At 61.3% G+C, this 15608-nt stretch carries 17 protein-coding genes and 1 pseudogene; 12 read left to right on the forward strand and 6 right to left on the reverse strand.

Annotation, left to right across the window (positions count from 1 at the left end):
• Positions 1–3: 3 nt before the first annotated feature.
• The 3 genes from coxB to AC1XDK_RS13400 form a co-directional block, all read right to left on the reverse strand.
• Entirely contained in the window at positions 4–765 is a 762-nt protein-coding gene (gene coxB, locus AC1XDK_RS13390; RefSeq protein ID WP_483350399.1) for a cytochrome c oxidase subunit II, read from the reverse strand.
• Positions 762–2495, reverse strand: coding sequence for a cbb3-type cytochrome c oxidase subunit I (locus tag AC1XDK_RS13395; RefSeq protein WP_483350400.1), 1734 nt, complete (start codon positions 2493–2495; stop codon positions 762–764). The genes coxB and AC1XDK_RS13395 overlap by 4 nt, the downstream gene beginning before the upstream one ends.
• Positions 2496–2684: 189 nt before the next feature.
• Complete coding sequence (locus AC1XDK_RS13400) at positions 2685–3128, reverse strand: DUF6789 family protein (RefSeq protein ID WP_483350401.1); 444 nt, start codon at positions 3126–3128, stop codon at positions 2685–2687.
• 193 nt (positions 3129–3321) lie between these two features.
• On the opposite strand from AC1XDK_RS13400, the gene AC1XDK_RS13405 reads away from it, so the two are divergent.
• Complete coding sequence (locus AC1XDK_RS13405; RefSeq protein ID WP_483350402.1) at positions 3322–3741, forward strand: cupredoxin domain-containing protein; 420 nt, start codon at positions 3322–3324, stop codon at positions 3739–3741.
• 14 nt (positions 3742–3755) lie between these two features.
• Here the strand turns inward: AC1XDK_RS13405 and AC1XDK_RS13410 are convergent, their stop codons facing one another.
• A complete protein-coding gene (locus tag AC1XDK_RS13410; protein WP_483350403.1) occupies positions 3756–4094 on the reverse strand; it encodes a DUF6684 family protein in 339 nt (112 codons plus the stop codon).
• A 65-nt stretch (positions 4095–4159) separates the two neighbouring features.
• Positions 4160–5044 (reverse strand): cytochrome c oxidase subunit 3, encoded by an 885-nt coding sequence (locus AC1XDK_RS13415; RefSeq protein ID WP_483350404.1) that lies wholly within the window; start codon positions 5042–5044, stop codon positions 4160–4162.
• A gap of 236 nt (positions 5045–5280) precedes the next feature.
• Between AC1XDK_RS13415 and AC1XDK_RS13420 the strand changes: the two genes are divergently transcribed.
• From AC1XDK_RS13420 to AC1XDK_RS13440, 5 genes are read left to right on the forward strand one after another with little or no spacing between them, the layout of a single operon-like run.
• Positions 5281–6201: a 2Fe-2S iron-sulfur cluster-binding protein gene (locus AC1XDK_RS13420; RefSeq protein ID WP_483350405.1), complete on the forward strand. Its 921-nt coding sequence runs from the start codon at positions 5281–5283 to the stop codon at positions 6199–6201.
• Positions 6194–8539 (forward strand): formate dehydrogenase subunit alpha, encoded by a 2346-nt coding sequence (gene fdhF / locus AC1XDK_RS13425; protein ID WP_483350406.1) that lies wholly within the window; start codon positions 6194–6196, stop codon positions 8537–8539. Before AC1XDK_RS13420 ends, fdhF begins: the two co-directional genes overlap by 8 nt.
• Positions 8540–8566: 27 nt before the next feature.
• The gene (locus AC1XDK_RS13430; protein WP_483350407.1) at positions 8567–8680 is read left to right on the forward strand and encodes a C2H2-type zinc finger protein; all 114 of its coding nucleotides are present in this window, start codon (positions 8567–8569) and stop codon (positions 8678–8680) included.
• Positions 8677–8946, forward strand: a complete 270-nt coding sequence (locus AC1XDK_RS13435) for an FmdB family zinc ribbon protein (protein ID WP_483350408.1) — start codon at positions 8677–8679, stop codon at positions 8944–8946. Before AC1XDK_RS13430 ends, AC1XDK_RS13435 begins: the two co-directional genes overlap by 4 nt.
• Positions 8943–10652 carry a molybdopterin oxidoreductase family protein gene (locus AC1XDK_RS13440; protein ID WP_483350409.1) on the forward strand — a complete coding sequence of 570 codons (1710 nt, stop codon included), beginning with the start codon at positions 8943–8945 and terminating at the stop codon, positions 10650–10652. Before AC1XDK_RS13435 ends, AC1XDK_RS13440 begins: the two co-directional genes overlap by 4 nt.
• Positions 10653–10658: 6 nt before the next feature.
• Here AC1XDK_RS13440 and AC1XDK_RS13445 read toward each other — a convergent pair.
• Positions 10659–11219 (reverse strand): annotated as a pseudogene (locus AC1XDK_RS13445) (GNAT family N-acetyltransferase).
• Positions 11220–11417: 198 nt separating this feature from the next.
• Between AC1XDK_RS13445 and AC1XDK_RS13450 the strand changes: the two are divergent.
• The 6 genes from AC1XDK_RS13450 (at position 11418) to AC1XDK_RS13475 (ending at position 15321) form a co-directional block, all read left to right on the forward strand.
• A complete protein-coding gene (locus AC1XDK_RS13450) occupies positions 11418–11549 on the forward strand; it encodes a hypothetical protein (protein WP_483350410.1) in 132 nt (43 codons plus the stop codon).
• Positions 11550–11551: 2 nt separating this feature from the next.
• On the forward strand, positions 11552–12589 hold the full coding sequence (locus AC1XDK_RS13455; protein WP_483350411.1) for a YeiH family protein: 1038 nt from the start codon (positions 11552–11554) through the stop codon (positions 12587–12589).
• A 62-nt stretch (positions 12590–12651) separates the two neighbouring features.
• Positions 12652–13389: a helix-turn-helix domain-containing protein gene (locus AC1XDK_RS13460; protein WP_483350412.1), complete on the forward strand. Its 738-nt coding sequence runs from the start codon at positions 12652–12654 to the stop codon at positions 13387–13389.
• A 51-nt stretch (positions 13390–13440) separates the two neighbouring features.
• Entirely contained in the window at positions 13441–14316 is an 876-nt protein-coding gene (locus AC1XDK_RS13465) for a sulfurtransferase (RefSeq protein ID WP_483350413.1), read from the forward strand.
• Positions 14317–14391: 75 nt separating this feature from the next.
• Positions 14392–15030, forward strand: a complete 639-nt coding sequence (locus AC1XDK_RS13470; RefSeq protein WP_483350414.1) for a helix-turn-helix domain-containing protein — start codon at positions 14392–14394, stop codon at positions 15028–15030.
• 105 nt (positions 15031–15135) lie between these two features.
• The gene (locus tag AC1XDK_RS13475; protein WP_483350415.1) at positions 15136–15321 is read left to right on the forward strand and encodes a hypothetical protein; all 186 of its coding nucleotides are present in this window, start codon (positions 15136–15138) and stop codon (positions 15319–15321) included.
• Positions 15322–15608 lie beyond the last annotated feature (287 nt).

Raw genomic sequence — 15608 nt, forward strand, 5'->3', positions numbered from 1 at the left:
TCTTCACGCTGAACCCGTGGTGGCGTTCTTCGAGGACGCGTTACCGGAACTCCCGGAAGCGTCGCGTTTCTGCTTGCGGAGCCACTGCTGGTATCGCTCCGGGCTGACGACTTTGACCGTCGCCAGCATCTTCGAGTGGCCCGTTCCGCAGAACTCGGCGCAGTAGAGACGATAGGTTCCAGTGTCGGTGAGATGGGTTCTGTACGTGTTCGTCCGGCCGGGAAACGCGTCCTCCTTGATTCCAAGTGCGGGGATGTGAACGGAGTGAACGACGTCCTTCGAGGTGATGGTAAAGAACACCGTTCGGTTCGCGGGAAGGACGAGCGTGTTCGTCGTCGTCACGTTGCTGTCGGGGTATTCGAACCTCCAGAACCAGTTCTGCCCGACGATGTGAACGTCGACGGCATCGCTTCCCACGTGGCTCTGTCCGGGTTGGGTCGAAACCATCGGACTAGCGAGCACCATGTACGACGACGCACCGACGAACAGCAAGACGACGGCGGTCGCGATGGTCCACGTGATTTCGAGGCGGCGGTTCTGTTTGGTCGGCTTCGGGTCGTCGTTGTCGTGGAACTTTATCATCGCGTAGAACAGCGCGGCCTCGACGATAACGGCGAGCGGAACCGCGACCCAGAGCAGTTCGTGATGGAGGCTACGGAGCAGTCTTTCGGTGGCGGAGTTGTACTCCGCGGCGGGCGCGAAGACGGAAACCACGGCGACCACCAGCGGAATCGGAAGGAAACCCCACAGTCGAGTCCGTCTCATCGTTCTCCCTCCCGTTCCTCCAATCGCTTTTCGAACCACTGCCACTCTCGCGAGAACTGGTCCGTCTCCTTCAAGTCCCACACGTCGGCATCACGAACCCGGTCGCCCATCCGGTACGACTGGACCATGTTCCAGAGCCAGACGATGACGCCGAGTCCGATGATGTACGCGCCGACCGTCGCGACCTGTTGGAGGAACGTGAACTCGGGAGGATACGTCGCGTATCGCCGCGGCAACCCGAACGCACCCAATAACAACATCGGGAAGAACGTCGTCCAGACGCCGACGAACGTCAATACGACGTGGACGAGCGCCAGTCGTTCGTTGTACATCTTGCCGGTGAGAATCGGGAACCAGTAGTCGCTTCCCGCGAACATCGCGAAGATGATGAGGCCCATGATGACGAGGTGGAAGTGACCGACGACGTACCACGTGTCGTGCATGAGGAGGTCCACCGGTATCGACGCGAGGAACACGCCGGTAATCCCGCCGACGATGAACGTACTGACGCCGCCGATGCAGAACAACATCGGTGCCGTGAAGCGGATGTTTCCGTTCCACATGGTCGCGATCCAGTTGAACGTCTTTATCGAACTCGGTATCGCGATGGCGACGGAGACTATCATGAAGGACATCCGAAGGCGCGGGTCGATGCCCGTGGCGAACATGTGGTGGGCCCAGACGCCGAACGAGAGGACGCCGATGGCTAACGTCGTGTACACCATGTAGCGAAAGCCGAACACCTTCCGCCCCGAGAACTTGGGGAGGATGAGACTGACGAGCGTGAGTCCCGGAAGGACGATGATGTACACCTCGGGATGACCGAAGAACCAGAATAAGTGTTGCCACAGAATTGGCCCGCCGCTTTGTACCGAGAAGAATGTTGTTCCGAAGTTCCGGTCGAGTAGCAGCATGATGACGGCGCTCCCAAGCAACGGGAACGCGAACAGGATGATGCCGCTCATCGTGAGGATGCCCCACGAGAAGATATCGACGTGCGCCCACGGGACGTCGTCGTCCCGTTCGAGCAGGATGGTGATAATGAAATTGATGGCGGCCAACGTGGTCGCGATACCGGACAGGTGAATCCCGAGGAGGAGGATGTCCGTCTCGGGGTTGTTCGTCATCGTGGAAAGCGGCGGGTACAGCGTCCACCCGAGTTCCGGCGGTCGAATCGCGAAGAGAAATCCGAGGTCCATACCGACGATGTGAAACAGTCGCCCGACGATTTCGGACGTGAGACCCAGTCGGACGAGGAGCAACGAGGGAGGGAGCAACCAGAACGCGATGGCGTTCAACCGGGGAAACGCCATGTCGTCGGCACCGATGAGGATGGGGATGAAGTAGTTCCCGATACCCGTGAAAACCGGCGTGACGAACAACAGCAGCATCGTCAACCCGTGCGTCGTGAAGAGGGCGTTGTACGTTTCGACCGTCCACACGGTCGCTTCGGGGTTCAGCAGTTCCGTCCGCATCATCATCGCGTCGGTAGCCCCCCACAACCCCGCGACGGTTCCGAAGATGAGATACAGAACGCCGATTCGACGGTGATTGATGGTCAACAGCCACTTGAGGAGGTCCGAGACGTTCGGTATGTCCACCTCCGATTCGGTTACGACGCTTCCACCGTCCGCACGCGCTCCGCGTGAACCAGTCCAAAAACGGCGGAGGAACACCGTCGTTCCCCCGGCGAGGGCCACGACGACGAGTATCAACGGGACGCTCGTCACCGCGTCATTCCCCCGGTAGTGGTTTCGAATGCCATGAAAATCACGTGCCTAGTGACCTGAACTGAGCACATAAAGTTTGTTGCGAGGTTAGGGGACAGGTATGAATTACCACATGAGAGCGATTGGTGGAAGCGATGACGACGTTGATGCAAGCGATTTCGCTCGCCGTCGGCGTGGATGGAATCGAACTCACACACCGCTGTTCGCGGGTCGAGCGGTCGGTGTCGGTTCGGTCCATCCGTACAGCAGTCCCAACGTGAACCCGTACGCGAGATGTGCGAGGAGGGTCACGACCAAATAGAACAACACCAAGATGACGTCCATCTGTGCGCTCCCGATGAGGATGAAGGCAACCCAGAGAACGGTTGCGAACAGCATCCCCTTCACCGCGGGGTCGTTTTCGGGCGGGAGATACCCGTTGACGTAGACGAAGACGACCGGCCAAACGAGAATGCCGAAGACGAGGAACAAGATGACGCCCAAGCCGACGTGACCGGAAACGCCGAAGAATCGAGCGAGGGCTTCGAACAGCGAGAGTTTCGACCGCGTTTCTACGTCGATGATGAGCAGCGCGAATATCATCACTGTCGTTGCTATCATTCCGGAACCGGTCGCGCGTACTATCCTGTGCATCGGTGGTTCGTATCCATTTTCGGTGCGATTTTCCGCCCCATGCTTCCCGTTGCCACACCGACGGTATCGAGGCTAATCATACCTTCGCCTTCCGACCGGCCGTCTTCGATGGAACCACACCGCCACAGTCCTTTTGCATCTCGCGGAAGTACCGCTCACAATGGTTCGGCCCACATCGACGAGCAGACGGAAAATGCTCAGACTCGTTGGCGGCGGTTCGGCCGCGACGCTTTCCTCCCTCGCCGGGTGCTTCAACTTCAACACGCCGGAAAATCCTGCCTCGGGTGCGTTCTCCCACGAAGAGTACACACTCGGTGCGAAGATGACCGGATGGCGTGGCATCGCACCCGAAGAGATAAACGGCGAGTTGAACCCCGAACTCAAGTTCCGTCCGGGCAAATCCATCCGCGTCCAGTTCGAAAACCTCGACGGCGTCCGACACAAACTCGTCATCGAGAACAGCATGGAAGACACGCTCGAAGAGTCCGCCGTATCCTCGAGGAAGGGTGAAACGGTGTCGATGACGTTCGAGTCGAGCCAAGAGATGACGACCTACATCTGCCCGTACTACTCCGTGCAGATGACCGGTTCCGTCCTCTGTACGAAGTATTAACACTGTACGCCCCCTCAACGACTCGCCGGTACCCCCGTGTCGTGTTTCTCCTCGGACTCCTCGCTTCCCTCTTCGGACTCCGCCGACTCCGCGGCGAACCACTTTTTCATCTGCTCCGCGGTTTCCGACTCGCCGTCGGTGGACTCGCTGACGAGTTTGACGAGGACGTACGTCACCGGCCCGAGTACGACCAGCGGGACGAGATGGAGACCGAAGATTTCGGTTATCAGAAACCAATCCCCCCACCCCCACGGGTTGTACGCGATGAAGAGGGCAGTCAGTGCGATGATGATGGTCAACGGAACGACGTTTGGCACGCTGTCCGATAGCTGCTCGCGGGTCAATCCGAGCATGTGAACGGCTCCACAGGACGTTCATCGTGGTTCGTAAATAGCCTATTGGCGGCGGACGAGGGCACCTACTTCGGCACGTCGAGCGAGGCACCGATGTAGAGGGCCGTGACGAGGACGAGCCAAACGGCGTCCACGAAGTGCCAATACATCGAGACGGTGCTTATCGAGGTCATTCGGTCCGTGGAGTACTGGTCCAACAACCAGCCGCGAACGAGGACGATGGTCAGCAACAGGACGCCGAGCGTGACGTGGAGGCCGTGCAGTCCGGTCAGGCCGAAAAAGCCGCTCGCGAAGATACCGCTCGAAATCGTGTACCCCTTCTCGACGATGAAGTCGTGGTACTCGTACACCTGTCCCGCGATGAACGTCGCCCCGAGGAGGACCGTGATACCGAGCAGTCGAACGAACCGCTCGTGACGTTCCTCCTGAATCGCCCGGTGGGCGTAATGCATCGTCACGCTGCTCGTCACGAGGAGGACCGTGTTGATGAGGAGAACCGGACTCAACAGTTCGGGGACGGTTCCCCGAGGCCACGGGTTAGCGCGGATGTAGAAGTAGTAGGTGAACCCGCCGCCGAAGGTGCCGACTTCGGTGAGGAGGAACAACACCATCGCCGTCCGGAGCGTCATGGTGTCGTGGCGGTCGGTCCCGCGGAACCAGTATCGGTAGATGAACCCCTGATACACCCAGCCGAAGAGTCCGGTCACGAACCCACCCATCCCGGCGAGAAAGAGTATCAAACCGGGCCAACGCGGAAGGAGCGCGTCGTTCCCGAACGTCAGCATGATGATGGCCGCACCGAGATACATCGTTCCGACGCCGGACGCACAGACGAACGGCCAGACGCTCGTCTCCTCGACGTCGTACGGCCAGTCGAACACGCCGGGGTCCGCTTCCAACTTCTCGCGTTCGACGGACCGTGGCCCGGTGCCGGTCGATTCGTCGGTCATCCGTCCACACCTCCCACGGATACGGGGTATCGGACGACAGGCATGGATTACGAACTCGGCCTTCTGGGATATAACGTCGTTGCCCGTTCGGCGTCGGTGGTGTTGGGGAAATGACCAGATCAGCCAGCAGGACTAAGTGGAATCTCGTGATACGCGTATGCGGTGTGTTATTCAATGCGTCGTCGCACGATTTGTAATAAGAAAACGGCCATAGAGGCCCCCAAACCGAGGCAGAGATGAGTACCGACCCGATTTGGGAGGACTCACGCGACGAGGGTGGTCCCGACCTTCCGTTGAACGATTACATCGACACGGGGACGGCGAACGACCCCGACGTGGGGTCGGCAGACAACGCCGCCATCACTGTCGATGGAGAGACGGTATCGGTGGAGAAAGGGGCGACGCTCCTCGATGCGGTCGAACAGGTGGAGACGGAGGGCTACGTCCCGGCGCTCTGTTCGTACGACGAGGACGAGCGAATCGGTCCCCGAAGCGAGTGCAGGACGTGCATGGTCGAAACCGAGGAACACGGTATCGTCCCGTCCTGTAGTTTCCCGGCGGAGGACGGAATGTCCATCAGTACGGACGCGGAGGAGGCCGCGAACGCTCGGGACGTGAACTTGGACCTCCTCCTCTCGGACCACAACCTCAGGTGTACCACTTGCGGGAAGAACGGTCGCTGTGACCTACAGGACGTCTCCATCGAAAACGACGTCGTGGAACCGCGATACGGCGTCTTCGACGACCGAGACGAGTACGAACCCATCGACGAGTCCTCGCCGTTCATCCAGATAGACCGCAACAAGTGCATCCTCTGCAACCGGTGCGTCGAGGCTTGTAACGACGTACAGGTCGAGGGAGTCCTGCGCATGGAAGGCAACGCGGGCGAGACGCGTATCGGCTTCCAGAACGGCGCGGAGACGATGATGGAATCGACCTGCGTCTCCTGTGGTCACTGCGCGACGGTCTGTCCGACGGGTGCGCTCGTCGAACAGAACATGACCGACATCGCCACGATACCGGTGCCCGGATTCAACCAACACAACAGCATCGGCAAGGCGATCGGCGAGGACTACGAGCATCAACCTCGGCAGATGACGCCGATGAAAGAACGCCGAAAGGGCCGCAAAGGAGGTGCGAAATCCGACGATGACTGACGAAACACCGGGAACGAAAGGTGCCGAGGACGGCACCGAAAAAGAAGGAGTCGCGGGATTCATGGCACGGGCGAAAGAACAGGCCCAAACCGCGGGCAAGAAAGTCGGGGAAAGCGGGGCGTTCGAACCCGTCGAACACGTCGCCGAGAGCGTCGCCGCGAACACCATGTCCGAGGGTCGCCTGTTCGACATGGCGGACGCCTTGAGCGACTACCGACTCAGCGAGGTCGACGTCACCGACACGACGTGTGGCTACTGTGCGGTCGGGTGCCGATTCGACATCTACTCGAAGGACGGCGAAGTCCTCGGCGTGCGCCCCAACCCCGAGAAAGCGCCGATAAACGGCATTTCAACGTGTGTGAAGGGGAAGTTCGGCTATAAATACGCGAACAGCGACGACAGGCTTACACAACCGCTCGTCAAGGAGGACGGCGAGTTCAGGGAAGCGTCGTGGGACGAAGCACTCGACCGCGTCGCGGAGGGACTCAAGGAGGTTCAGGACGAACACGGACGAAACGGATTGAGTCTCGTTTCCTCGTCCAAGACGTCGAACGAGGCGAACTACCTGATGCAGCGGTTCGCCCGGGAGGTGCTCGGAACGAACAACATCGACAACTGCAACCGACTCTGTCACTCGCCCACGGTCTCGGGACTGTCCCAAACGGTCGGATTCGGTGCCGGGTCTGTCGGCACCGACGCCCTCGAAAACACGGACTGCTATCTCATCACGGGGTCGAACACGACGGAGGCTCACCCCGTATTGGCGACCCGCATCAAACAGAACGTCAAGGACAACGACGCGGACATGTTCGTCTTCGACCCGCGGAAGGTCCAAATCGCGCAGTTCGCCACGCAGTACTCCCGCATCAAACCGGGGTACGACACCGTTTGGATAAACGGACTGACCCGGCACATCATCGAGAACGACCTCCACGACGAGGAGTTCATCGAGGAGCGAACCGTCGGGTTCGAGGACGTAAAGGAGGGTTTGGAAAAGTTCACGCCGGAGTTCGTCGAGGAGAAGACGGGTGTCCCACCGGAGGAACTGAAACGCGCGGCGGAAACCATCGCCGAAGCGGATTCGTGTACGTTCTGCTGGACGCTCGGGTTGACCGAACACAGCCACGGGACGGAGAACATCATCTCGATGGCGAACCTCGCACTCGTGACGGGTCACGTCGGAACCGAAAAGTCCGGTCTGGCACCGTTCCGCGGCCAGAACAACGTGCAAGGTGGCGGCGGCGACATGGGGCCAGTTCCGGGTAACTTCCCCGGCTATCAGAAGGTGACGAACGAGGACGCGCGCGAGAAGTTCGAGGAGGCCTACGACGTGGACCACCTCCCGGACGAGGAGGGCCACACCATCACCGAACAGTTCCTCGCCGCCGACCGCGGCGAGATTCGGGGGATGTTCATCCAAGGCGAGAACGTGGTGTACTCGGAACCGAACGTCAGCCACGCCGAGGAAATCCTCGACGACTTGGAGTTCCTCGCGGTACAGGACATCTTCCTCACCGAATCCGCGAAGTACGCGGACGTGGTCCTCCCCGCGAACGCTCCCGTCGAGACGAACGGGACGTTCACGAGTTCGACGCGCCACGTCCAACTCGTCAAGCGGGCCATCGACCCGCCCGGAAACGCGAAACCCGACTGGGTCATCACGCAGGAACTGGCCGAACGGTTCGGCTACGACTGGGGATTCCGGAACCCGAGCGAGATAATGGACGAAATCAACGACCTCACGCCGATTTACGGCGGCATCACCCACGAACGCCTCGAAACCGAGGGGAGCATCCCGTGGCCCTGCTGGGACGAGGACCATCCGGGGACGCCCCACCTCTACATGGAGGAGTTCAACACGGAGGACGGGAAGGCCCACATGTTCCCGACCACCGTCTCCGGTCCGGTCGAGTCGGACATGGACGACGAGGCGTTCCCGTTGGCGATGACGACCGGTCGCGTCCTCTACCAGTATCACACCGGGACGATGACCAACCGGGAACCGGGAATCCGCTCCTACACGGACGAGTTGTTCGTCGAAATCCATCCCGACACCGCGGACGAACTCGGAATCATCGACGAACAGGAGGTCGAAATCACCTCCCGGAAGAACTCGATTACGGCCATCGCACAGATCACCGAGCGACCGGGCAGAGAGGACGTCTTCGTTCCGATGCACTACTTAGGAGGAGACGTCGCCAACAAACTCACGGACGAGGAACACCTCGACCCACAGGCGCACGTTCCGGAGTACAAAGTCACCGACGTTCGGGTCCTCCCGACGGGGGGCGACGAACGAACGGAGGAACGAAAAGTCGCTGCGGATGACGACGACTGAGTAAAATCGACCACATTCCATCACACCATGCCAGACAATCCAACCGCATCCGACAACGAGTGTCAGTTCTGTCACGAAACGTTCGACACCGAGGACGAACTCCGCGACCACATCAGCGAACAGCACACGGGATCAGTATGAACCGCTCGTACGCCGTCAAACGACTGCTCGGCATCGACAACGGCCTCGTCGGCGTCCAAAGCGACCGTGAACACGACGTTCACGAGTGTACCGTCTGCGGGGCGCAGTTCGAGACGATGAGCATCACCTGCCCGGAGTGCGGAAGCAACCTCTTCCGGACGAAAACCGTCGTTCCGAACGCGCTGTTCACCCTGCTCATCATCATGGCCCTCGCCGGGTTGGGCGTCACCTACAACGTCCTCAAGGGCAACGTTCCGAAGGGATGAGCCGAAGAGAAGCGCCCGACGAAACCGTCGAAAGCGTCTGTCCGTGCTGTTCGGTGGGCTGTCGGCTTCGGTACAGCGAGCGACGCGACGGAGCGGTCGGGCGTGACGGCGCACCCGTCAACACCGAGGGACGGCTCTGTCGAAACGGGATTCAAGCGTTCGACGGGTTAGACGCCGAAAATCGCTTGACACAACCGTTGATTCGAGAGCGCGGCGAACTCGTGTCCACGACGTGGGAGGCGGCGTTTTCCCGCATCGAAGCCGAGTTCGAGCGCATCCTCGACGCTCACGGACCGGACGCGCTCGCGTTCCTCGGCGCGCCGCGCTGTACCAACGAGGAGAACTACCTCCTCCAGAAACTCGCTCGCGTCGTCGGAACGAACAACGTCGACAACCGCGCTCGAATCTGTCACGGGTCGGTGGTCAAGGCGATGGTCGAACGGTTGGGTTCGCCGGGCATGACCAACACGCTTTCCGACCTTTCCGAGGCGGACATCTTTCTCGTCGTCGGTGCGAACCCGGCCAAACAGCAGCCTATCGCGTTCAACTCGTACGTTCGCCCGGCGGTCAACGACGGCGCGACGCTGATTCAGACCGACCCGGGGGAGAACGAGACCACGCGACTCGCCGACCTCCACGTTGCACCGGCCCCCGGCACCGACGCGCTGTTCGTGAAAGCCGTCGTCGCCGAACTCCTCGGCATGGAGTTAGTGGACGAGGAGTTCGTGGCCGAGCGGACGACGAACTTCGATGCGTTCGCGGAGTCGCTCGAAGGCCTTTCCGCCGAGGCGTGTGCCGACCGAATCGGCATCGATGCAGAAACGGTTCGCGGCGTCGCCGAAGCCTTCGGCAGCGCAGACCGGGCCGCCGTCATCGCAGGGACGGGGGCAGAGGAGGACGACCACCGGGGAACCGCGACGGCGGACGCGCTCATCGACCTCCTCCTCGTGACGGGCAACATCGGCAAGCGCGGAACGGGGATGAACCTCCTTCGCGGCCTCACGAACGAACAGGGCGCGAACGACGTCGGCTGTCGTCCATCGACACTACCGGGCTTCCGACCCGTGTCGGACTCCGACGCACGGTCAGCCGTCGCCGAGGAGTGGGGAACGCCTCTACCGTCCGACCCTGGCCTTTCGGAACTCGACGCGGTTCGAGCGTTCGGCGATTCGATTCACGGCGCGTACGTCATCGGCGAGAACCCCGCGGTGAGCAAGCGGGAGACACAGGCGGTCGCCCGGTCGCTCGAATCGCTCGACTTCCTGCTCGTTCAGGAGGCGTTCCCGACCGAAACGGTCGAACACGCCGATGTAGTGCTTCCCGCGAGCCTGTGGGCCGAAAAGAGTGGTACGGTGACGAACCTCGACCGACAGGTCCAGCGGATGCGTCCGATGACCGCACCGCCGGACGGGGTTCGACACGACCGCGACATCCTCGTCGAAATCGGTCGCCGAATCACCGACGCTCGATTCGAATACGACCGACCGAGTGACATCTTCGACGAACTCACGCGCGTCAACCCGCTGTATGCAGGGATGTCGTACGACGGAATCGGACACGACAGTCAGCGCTGGCCGTTCCCCGAGGGCGCGGAGAACGGAACCGAAATTCTTCACGCGGAGCGGTTCCGAACCGGTCGGAAACGAACCGCGTTCGAACCGGTCGATGGATTCTGGTGGCACGAACGACCGCCGAAGGCGGAATAGTAGTCGCTACGCGCGTTCTCCAGTTCGCCACTCCTCGCGGAGCAGGCCGTACTGAACGATGTCGCGGTGTTTTCCGTCGATGAACATGAACTTGCGGCGGCGGCCTTCCTCGGCGAACCCGAGCGATTCGAGCAGACCGCGGGACGCGTCGTTGAACGCGAAGGCTCCGGCACCGATGGCGGGAGCGTCGTACGTCCGAAACGCGTAATCGATGACCAACGAGACGGCCGCTTTGCCGTAACCGTTTCCGTGTTCTTCGGGAACCAACTAGTAGACGAGTTCCGGGCGTTTCCACGCCGCGTCCTCGACACCCACGCACCCGATTCGTCGCGTGTCTCCCTCTTCCGGAGAATCCGGACCGGCATCGTCCCCGTCGAGGCAGACGAGAAATCGGTCCGCGTTTTCCTCTTCCAGGAATTCCTCGACCTCTCCACGAGTCCTGAGCGGTTTCCCCATCGGGTAGCGGATTTTCGGGTTCGTCGCCTCGCGCTGGACGAACGGCACGTCCTCCTCTTCCACCGTTCTGAGCGTGATTCGCTCGTCGCCGTCGATGCGTGCGCCGGGCATGCGACCACTGTTTCGGAAGCCCCGTAATATGTTTTCCGTGACGAATTTTCTCGGTGAACGAAGCCGAACGACCACGGATTCTCCCTCGTCCGTTCCGAAATCGGGGGAGGATTTTCCACTCCCGAAAGTTGGCGTGCGACAAAGTTGTCGTGCGCCAACCGAATTCGTATCTCGGTTCCGTCCGGAGTATCGTCCACTGTGAGCGATACCGTTCCTCCCTCCGAAACCCTGTTGCGGTGGTGGACGAACCTCGAAAACGACTGGCAGGCGGTCTGTCTCGGATTAGTGCTCCTGCTCGCCGTCTCGCTCGGCGTCTCGATTCCGTGGTGACGATGCGACGGACGTTCGTTCCGGGGCTCGCGGTTCTCCTCGGAGTCGGCCTCCTCGCCCGTCTCGTCGCGTCGGCCGTGGGACTCAACTACCTCATCGTGACGATACTCCTCGGGTTGCTCATCGGCAACGTCTACGGGGTTCCCGACTGGGCGCGACCCGGCGTCGAGACCCACAAGGTCTGGCTCGAAGCCGGAATCGTCGTCATGGGGGCGAGCGTCGCCCTCGACCGCATCGTCGCCGCCGGGCCGACGATTCTGCTCCTCGTCGTCGTGACCGTCGCGACGACGATTTTAGCGGTCGAACTCCTCGCCCGGGTGGTCTTCTCGATTCACGAGGAGACCGGGTCCCTGTTAGCTGCCGGGTCGGGAATCTGTGGCGTGTCCGCCGTCGTCGCCATCGCCGAGAGCATCGACGTGGACGAGACGCACGTCGCGTACGCGGCGGCGACGGTCCTCCTGTTCGACTCGACCACCCTCTTCGTCTACCCGCTCGTGGGTCACGCGCTCGGACTTTCGAACACCGTCTTCGGAATATGGGCCGGACTGACCATGTTCAGCACCGGACCCGTGACCGCCGCCGGGTTCACGTTCTCGAAGACCGCCGGGGAGTGGGCGCTCCTCGTGAAGCTCACCCGGAACTCGATGATCGGACTCGCGGCCATCGCCTACGCGTTGTACTACGCCCGCCGTACCGGCGAACCGTCACGAACCGACGGGGATAACGAAATCAACGGAAGCGATAGAACCGCCGCGGAAGCGCCCAGCGACTGGCGATTCCTCTGGAACACGTTTCCGAAGTTCGTCCTCGGGTTTGTAGCCGTCCTCCTCGTCGCCAACCTCGGCCTCCTCTCGGAGGCACAGATAACCTCCCTCTCGAACGCCTCCGACTGGGCGTTCCTCCTCGCGTTCGCTGGATTGGGTCTGGAAACGCGACTCGACGAACTCCGTTCGACGGGCTACGAGCCGATACTCGTCGTCCTTCTCGCCCTCCTCGTCGTGGCCACGGCGATGCTGGTCGTCGTACAGGCGCTGTTCTGACCGCGGTTCGACGACCCACCAATGGCAGTCTTTTTGCCCGAGGGCCGACCTCATCGGGGTGAATGCGGGAGTTCACGTTCGCCATCGAGTACGAGGAAGGGGCCGACCCCGTCACGGACGTCTTCATCGACCACCCGTCCGCCGTCGCCCACTCGCTCGATGGGTTCGTGACCGAGGACCGGTTCTGGCGCATCGAGCGCATCTCCGGGCCACAGTCCGCACTCGACCGCATCGAGGCGGTTCGATTCGACGATTCGTGTTGCGGCGAGTCGGTAACCGAGCGAAACTGCGATGCTACCCGCTACCACGACGTTCTCGAACGGTCCTCGAACGAACTCGTCCTCTACACCTATCTGACGGACATCCGCGGCTGTGAGTCGGTCCACACGCTGGCGGGAAAACACCTCCCGACGGGGTTGATATTCGAGACGCGGCGGCGGGAGTCCACCCACTGGTGGCGCGTCCTAATGCGCTCGGACGAGAACGTCGGCGTCTTCTACGACGACCTCGGGGCGCGACTCGGGACCGGCCTCACGTTTCGGATGGGGCACCTCCGCGACGCGAGCGGGTGGCGACAGGACTCGATTGCGACCGTCGCCATGCCGGAAGAACAGGAAGCGGCGCTCCGCGCGTCCATCGAAGCGGGCTACTACGAGACGCCGCGCGAGGCGACGCTGGACGAAATCGCCGCGGACCTCGACGTCCCCCGCTCGACGCTCTCCTATCGGCTTCGACAGGCCGAAGCGCAACTCGCTCACCGTTACGTCGGCGGCGACGAGGGCAATCGGTGGCTCGAATGAACGGTCGGGGACGGCATGGGATTAATGCGGTTCCCACCACAACGTAGCACGATGACCAACGAAACCACCGACGCGCTGGTTTCCGTCGGCTGGGTGGTCGACCGGCTCGACGAGTTTCGACGCGACGACCCCTCGTTTCGGCTCTTGGAAGTCGATATCGACCCGAGCAACTACGACGAGGGCCACGTTCCGGGTGCGACGAAAGTGGATTGGAAGACCGAACTACAGGATTCCACGACGTTCGACGTACCGACGAAGGGCGATTTCGAGGCGCTGCTCGGCGGGCACGGCGTCACCGAGAAATCCACCGTCGTCCTCTACGGGGACATGATGAACTGGTTCGCCGCCTACGCCTACTGGCTCCTCACGTACTACGGGCACGACGACGTGCGATTGCTGAACGGCGGGCGCGAAAGCTGGTTGGGCCGCGACGTACCGATGACGGACGACGTGCCACAGTTCACGGAACAGTCGTACGACGCGGCGGACCCGGACGCGAGCATCCGCGCCGACCAACCGGACGTGCTGGACGCGATACCGCGAGACGCCTCGCTCATCGACGTTCGAACGCCGGAGGAGTACCGGGGTGAAATCCTCGCGCCGCCCGGATGGAACGAGGGGGTCCAACGCGGCGGCCACATCCCCGGCGCGGTCAACATCCCGTGGAGCCAAGTCGTCGATGACGAGGGTCGTTTCAGACCTAAAGAGGACCTTCGAACCATCTACGAAGACGGAGGCATCGACGGAACCGAGGAAGTTATCACCTACTGCCGTATCGGGGAGCGCTCCGCTCTGACGTGGTTCGTCCTCCACGAACTCCTCGGCTACGACGCCGTTCGCAACTACTACGGGTCGTGGGTCGAGTGGGGAAACACGGTCGGTGCGCCGATAGAGAAGGGCCAGCGAGCGGAGATTCGACAGCAGTAGCTCTTGGAGAACCGTCGCTTTTCGCTCGAACATGTTCGTAGCCACACCGATATGCGCCGCCAGCGAAGGGGACGTATGCCCCGCGCACGAGTGAAGTTCAAGCCGCCGATGAGCGTGCCCGGTGGGCCGTTCAACCACTCGGTCGAGCATCCGAACGATGGGCTTCGAATCCTCAGCGCGTATCCGGGAGAGGACGGGTTGGTCGTCGTGTTGGAGGCCACGACGACGGACCCGGAAAAGGTCGTTCGCATCTTCGACGACGTTCCGGTCGAGATGTTCTCCGAGGTGATACACCGCGACGAACGGACCGTCTTGCTCCAGTTTCAGTTGCCGTTCGTTCCGTCGGCGTACCGCGCCGTCTTCGCTTCCGGGAACTTACCGCAGTTTCCCTACACACTCGAAGACGGCTGGATGGTCTGTGAACTCACGACCACACACGAGCGCCTCTCCCAGTTCAAGGACGAACTCGAACGCAGCGGTTTCACCTTCGTCATCGACTGGATTCGACAGTCGGCCGACCCCGAGGACCTCCTCACCGACCGTCAGCATCGGTTCATCACCCGAGCCATCGGAGGAGGGTACTACGACACGCCGAGGCGGTGTTCACTCACGGAGTTGGCAGACGAGTTGGACGTGAGTAAATCGACGCTGAGCGTCGTTCTCCACCGCGCCGAGGAGACGGTGATAAAGGAGTTCTTCGCCGAGTCGGGTTGACGTTTTCGTGGGACGTATCGAACCAACTGACGAAACCCCCGGATTCCGCCGGGGTGAACATGTTCGAACGAATCTTGAGGGAGTGCCGACCCGTTCGTTTACTCGATGGCTCGAACATCATGCCCCATTCAGTCGAAGTTGGATGGCACCGAATGCGGTCGAAGGGAATCGGGAGAACAGTACGGACGGCAGCCGCGGCGAGGACCGCCTCGCTTCGTCGTCCTCGGTTTGGGTATCGCCCTCGGAATGGTCGCCTCGCGGAAGTTCGAACGCGCCACCGGGAGCGAATAGGTCCGCTTTCACGGACCGACGATTTTTGCGGGAAGCATAGACCGAGAGGTCTCGTGCTGAAAAACACTCTCCGAAATCTCCGGGAATCTCGCCACAGTTCTATATAGCGAGATGTGATTTATCAGTTCGAAATGGGCCGTCCCAATAATCTTATATGAATTCAATCAGACATCTCATGTGGGTCAACTCGGTTAGAACACCCGGTTTTACCCGACGATGCAACAGCACGACAGGCGATGAGCGTTTCTAACCGATAAGTGAGAAAATCGCCGTCGAGAAGCGTTCCC

The organism is Haladaptatus sp. HS23 (assembly GCF_056892285.1).

Bases quoted from the DNA above. Each gene is read 5' to 3' on its own strand.
- coxB (WP_483350399.1), bottom strand. From the start codon at position 765: ATGAGACGGACTCGACTGTGGGGTTTCCTTCCGATTCCGCTGGTGGTC.
- AC1XDK_RS13400 (WP_483350401.1), bottom strand. From the start codon at position 3,128: ATGCACAGGATAGTACGCGCGACCGGTTCCGGAATGATAGCAACGACA.
- AC1XDK_RS13405 (WP_483350402.1), top strand. From the start codon at position 3,322: ATGCTCAGACTCGTTGGCGGCGGTTCGGCCGCGACGCTTTCCTCCCTC.
- AC1XDK_RS13410 (WP_483350403.1), bottom strand. From the start codon at position 4,094: ATGCTCGGATTGACCCGCGAGCAGCTATCGGACAGCGTGCCAAACGTC.
- AC1XDK_RS13415 (WP_483350404.1), bottom strand. From the start codon at position 5,044: ATGACCGACGAATCGACCGGCACCGGGCCACGGTCCGTCGAACGCGAG.
- AC1XDK_RS13420 (WP_483350405.1), top strand. From the start codon at position 5,281: ATGAGTACCGACCCGATTTGGGAGGACTCACGCGACGAGGGTGGTCCC.
- fdhF (WP_483350406.1), top strand. From the start codon at position 6,194: ATGACTGACGAAACACCGGGAACGAAAGGTGCCGAGGACGGCACCGAA.
- AC1XDK_RS13430 (WP_483350407.1), top strand. From the start codon at position 8,567: ATGCCAGACAATCCAACCGCATCCGACAACGAGTGTCAGTTCTGTCAC.
- AC1XDK_RS13435 (WP_483350408.1), top strand. From the start codon at position 8,677: ATGAACCGCTCGTACGCCGTCAAACGACTGCTCGGCATCGACAACGGC.
- AC1XDK_RS13440 (WP_483350409.1), top strand. From the start codon at position 8,943: ATGAGCCGAAGAGAAGCGCCCGACGAAACCGTCGAAAGCGTCTGTCCG.
- AC1XDK_RS13455 (WP_483350411.1), top strand. From the start codon at position 11,552: ATGCGACGGACGTTCGTTCCGGGGCTCGCGGTTCTCCTCGGAGTCGGC.
- AC1XDK_RS13460 (WP_483350412.1), top strand. From the start codon at position 12,652: ATGCGGGAGTTCACGTTCGCCATCGAGTACGAGGAAGGGGCCGACCCC.
- AC1XDK_RS13465 (WP_483350413.1), top strand. From the start codon at position 13,441: ATGACCAACGAAACCACCGACGCGCTGGTTTCCGTCGGCTGGGTGGTC.
- AC1XDK_RS13470 (WP_483350414.1), top strand. From the start codon at position 14,392: ATGCCCCGCGCACGAGTGAAGTTCAAGCCGCCGATGAGCGTGCCCGGT.
- AC1XDK_RS13475 (WP_483350415.1), top strand. From the start codon at position 15,136: ATGGCTCGAACATCATGCCCCATTCAGTCGAAGTTGGATGGCACCGAA.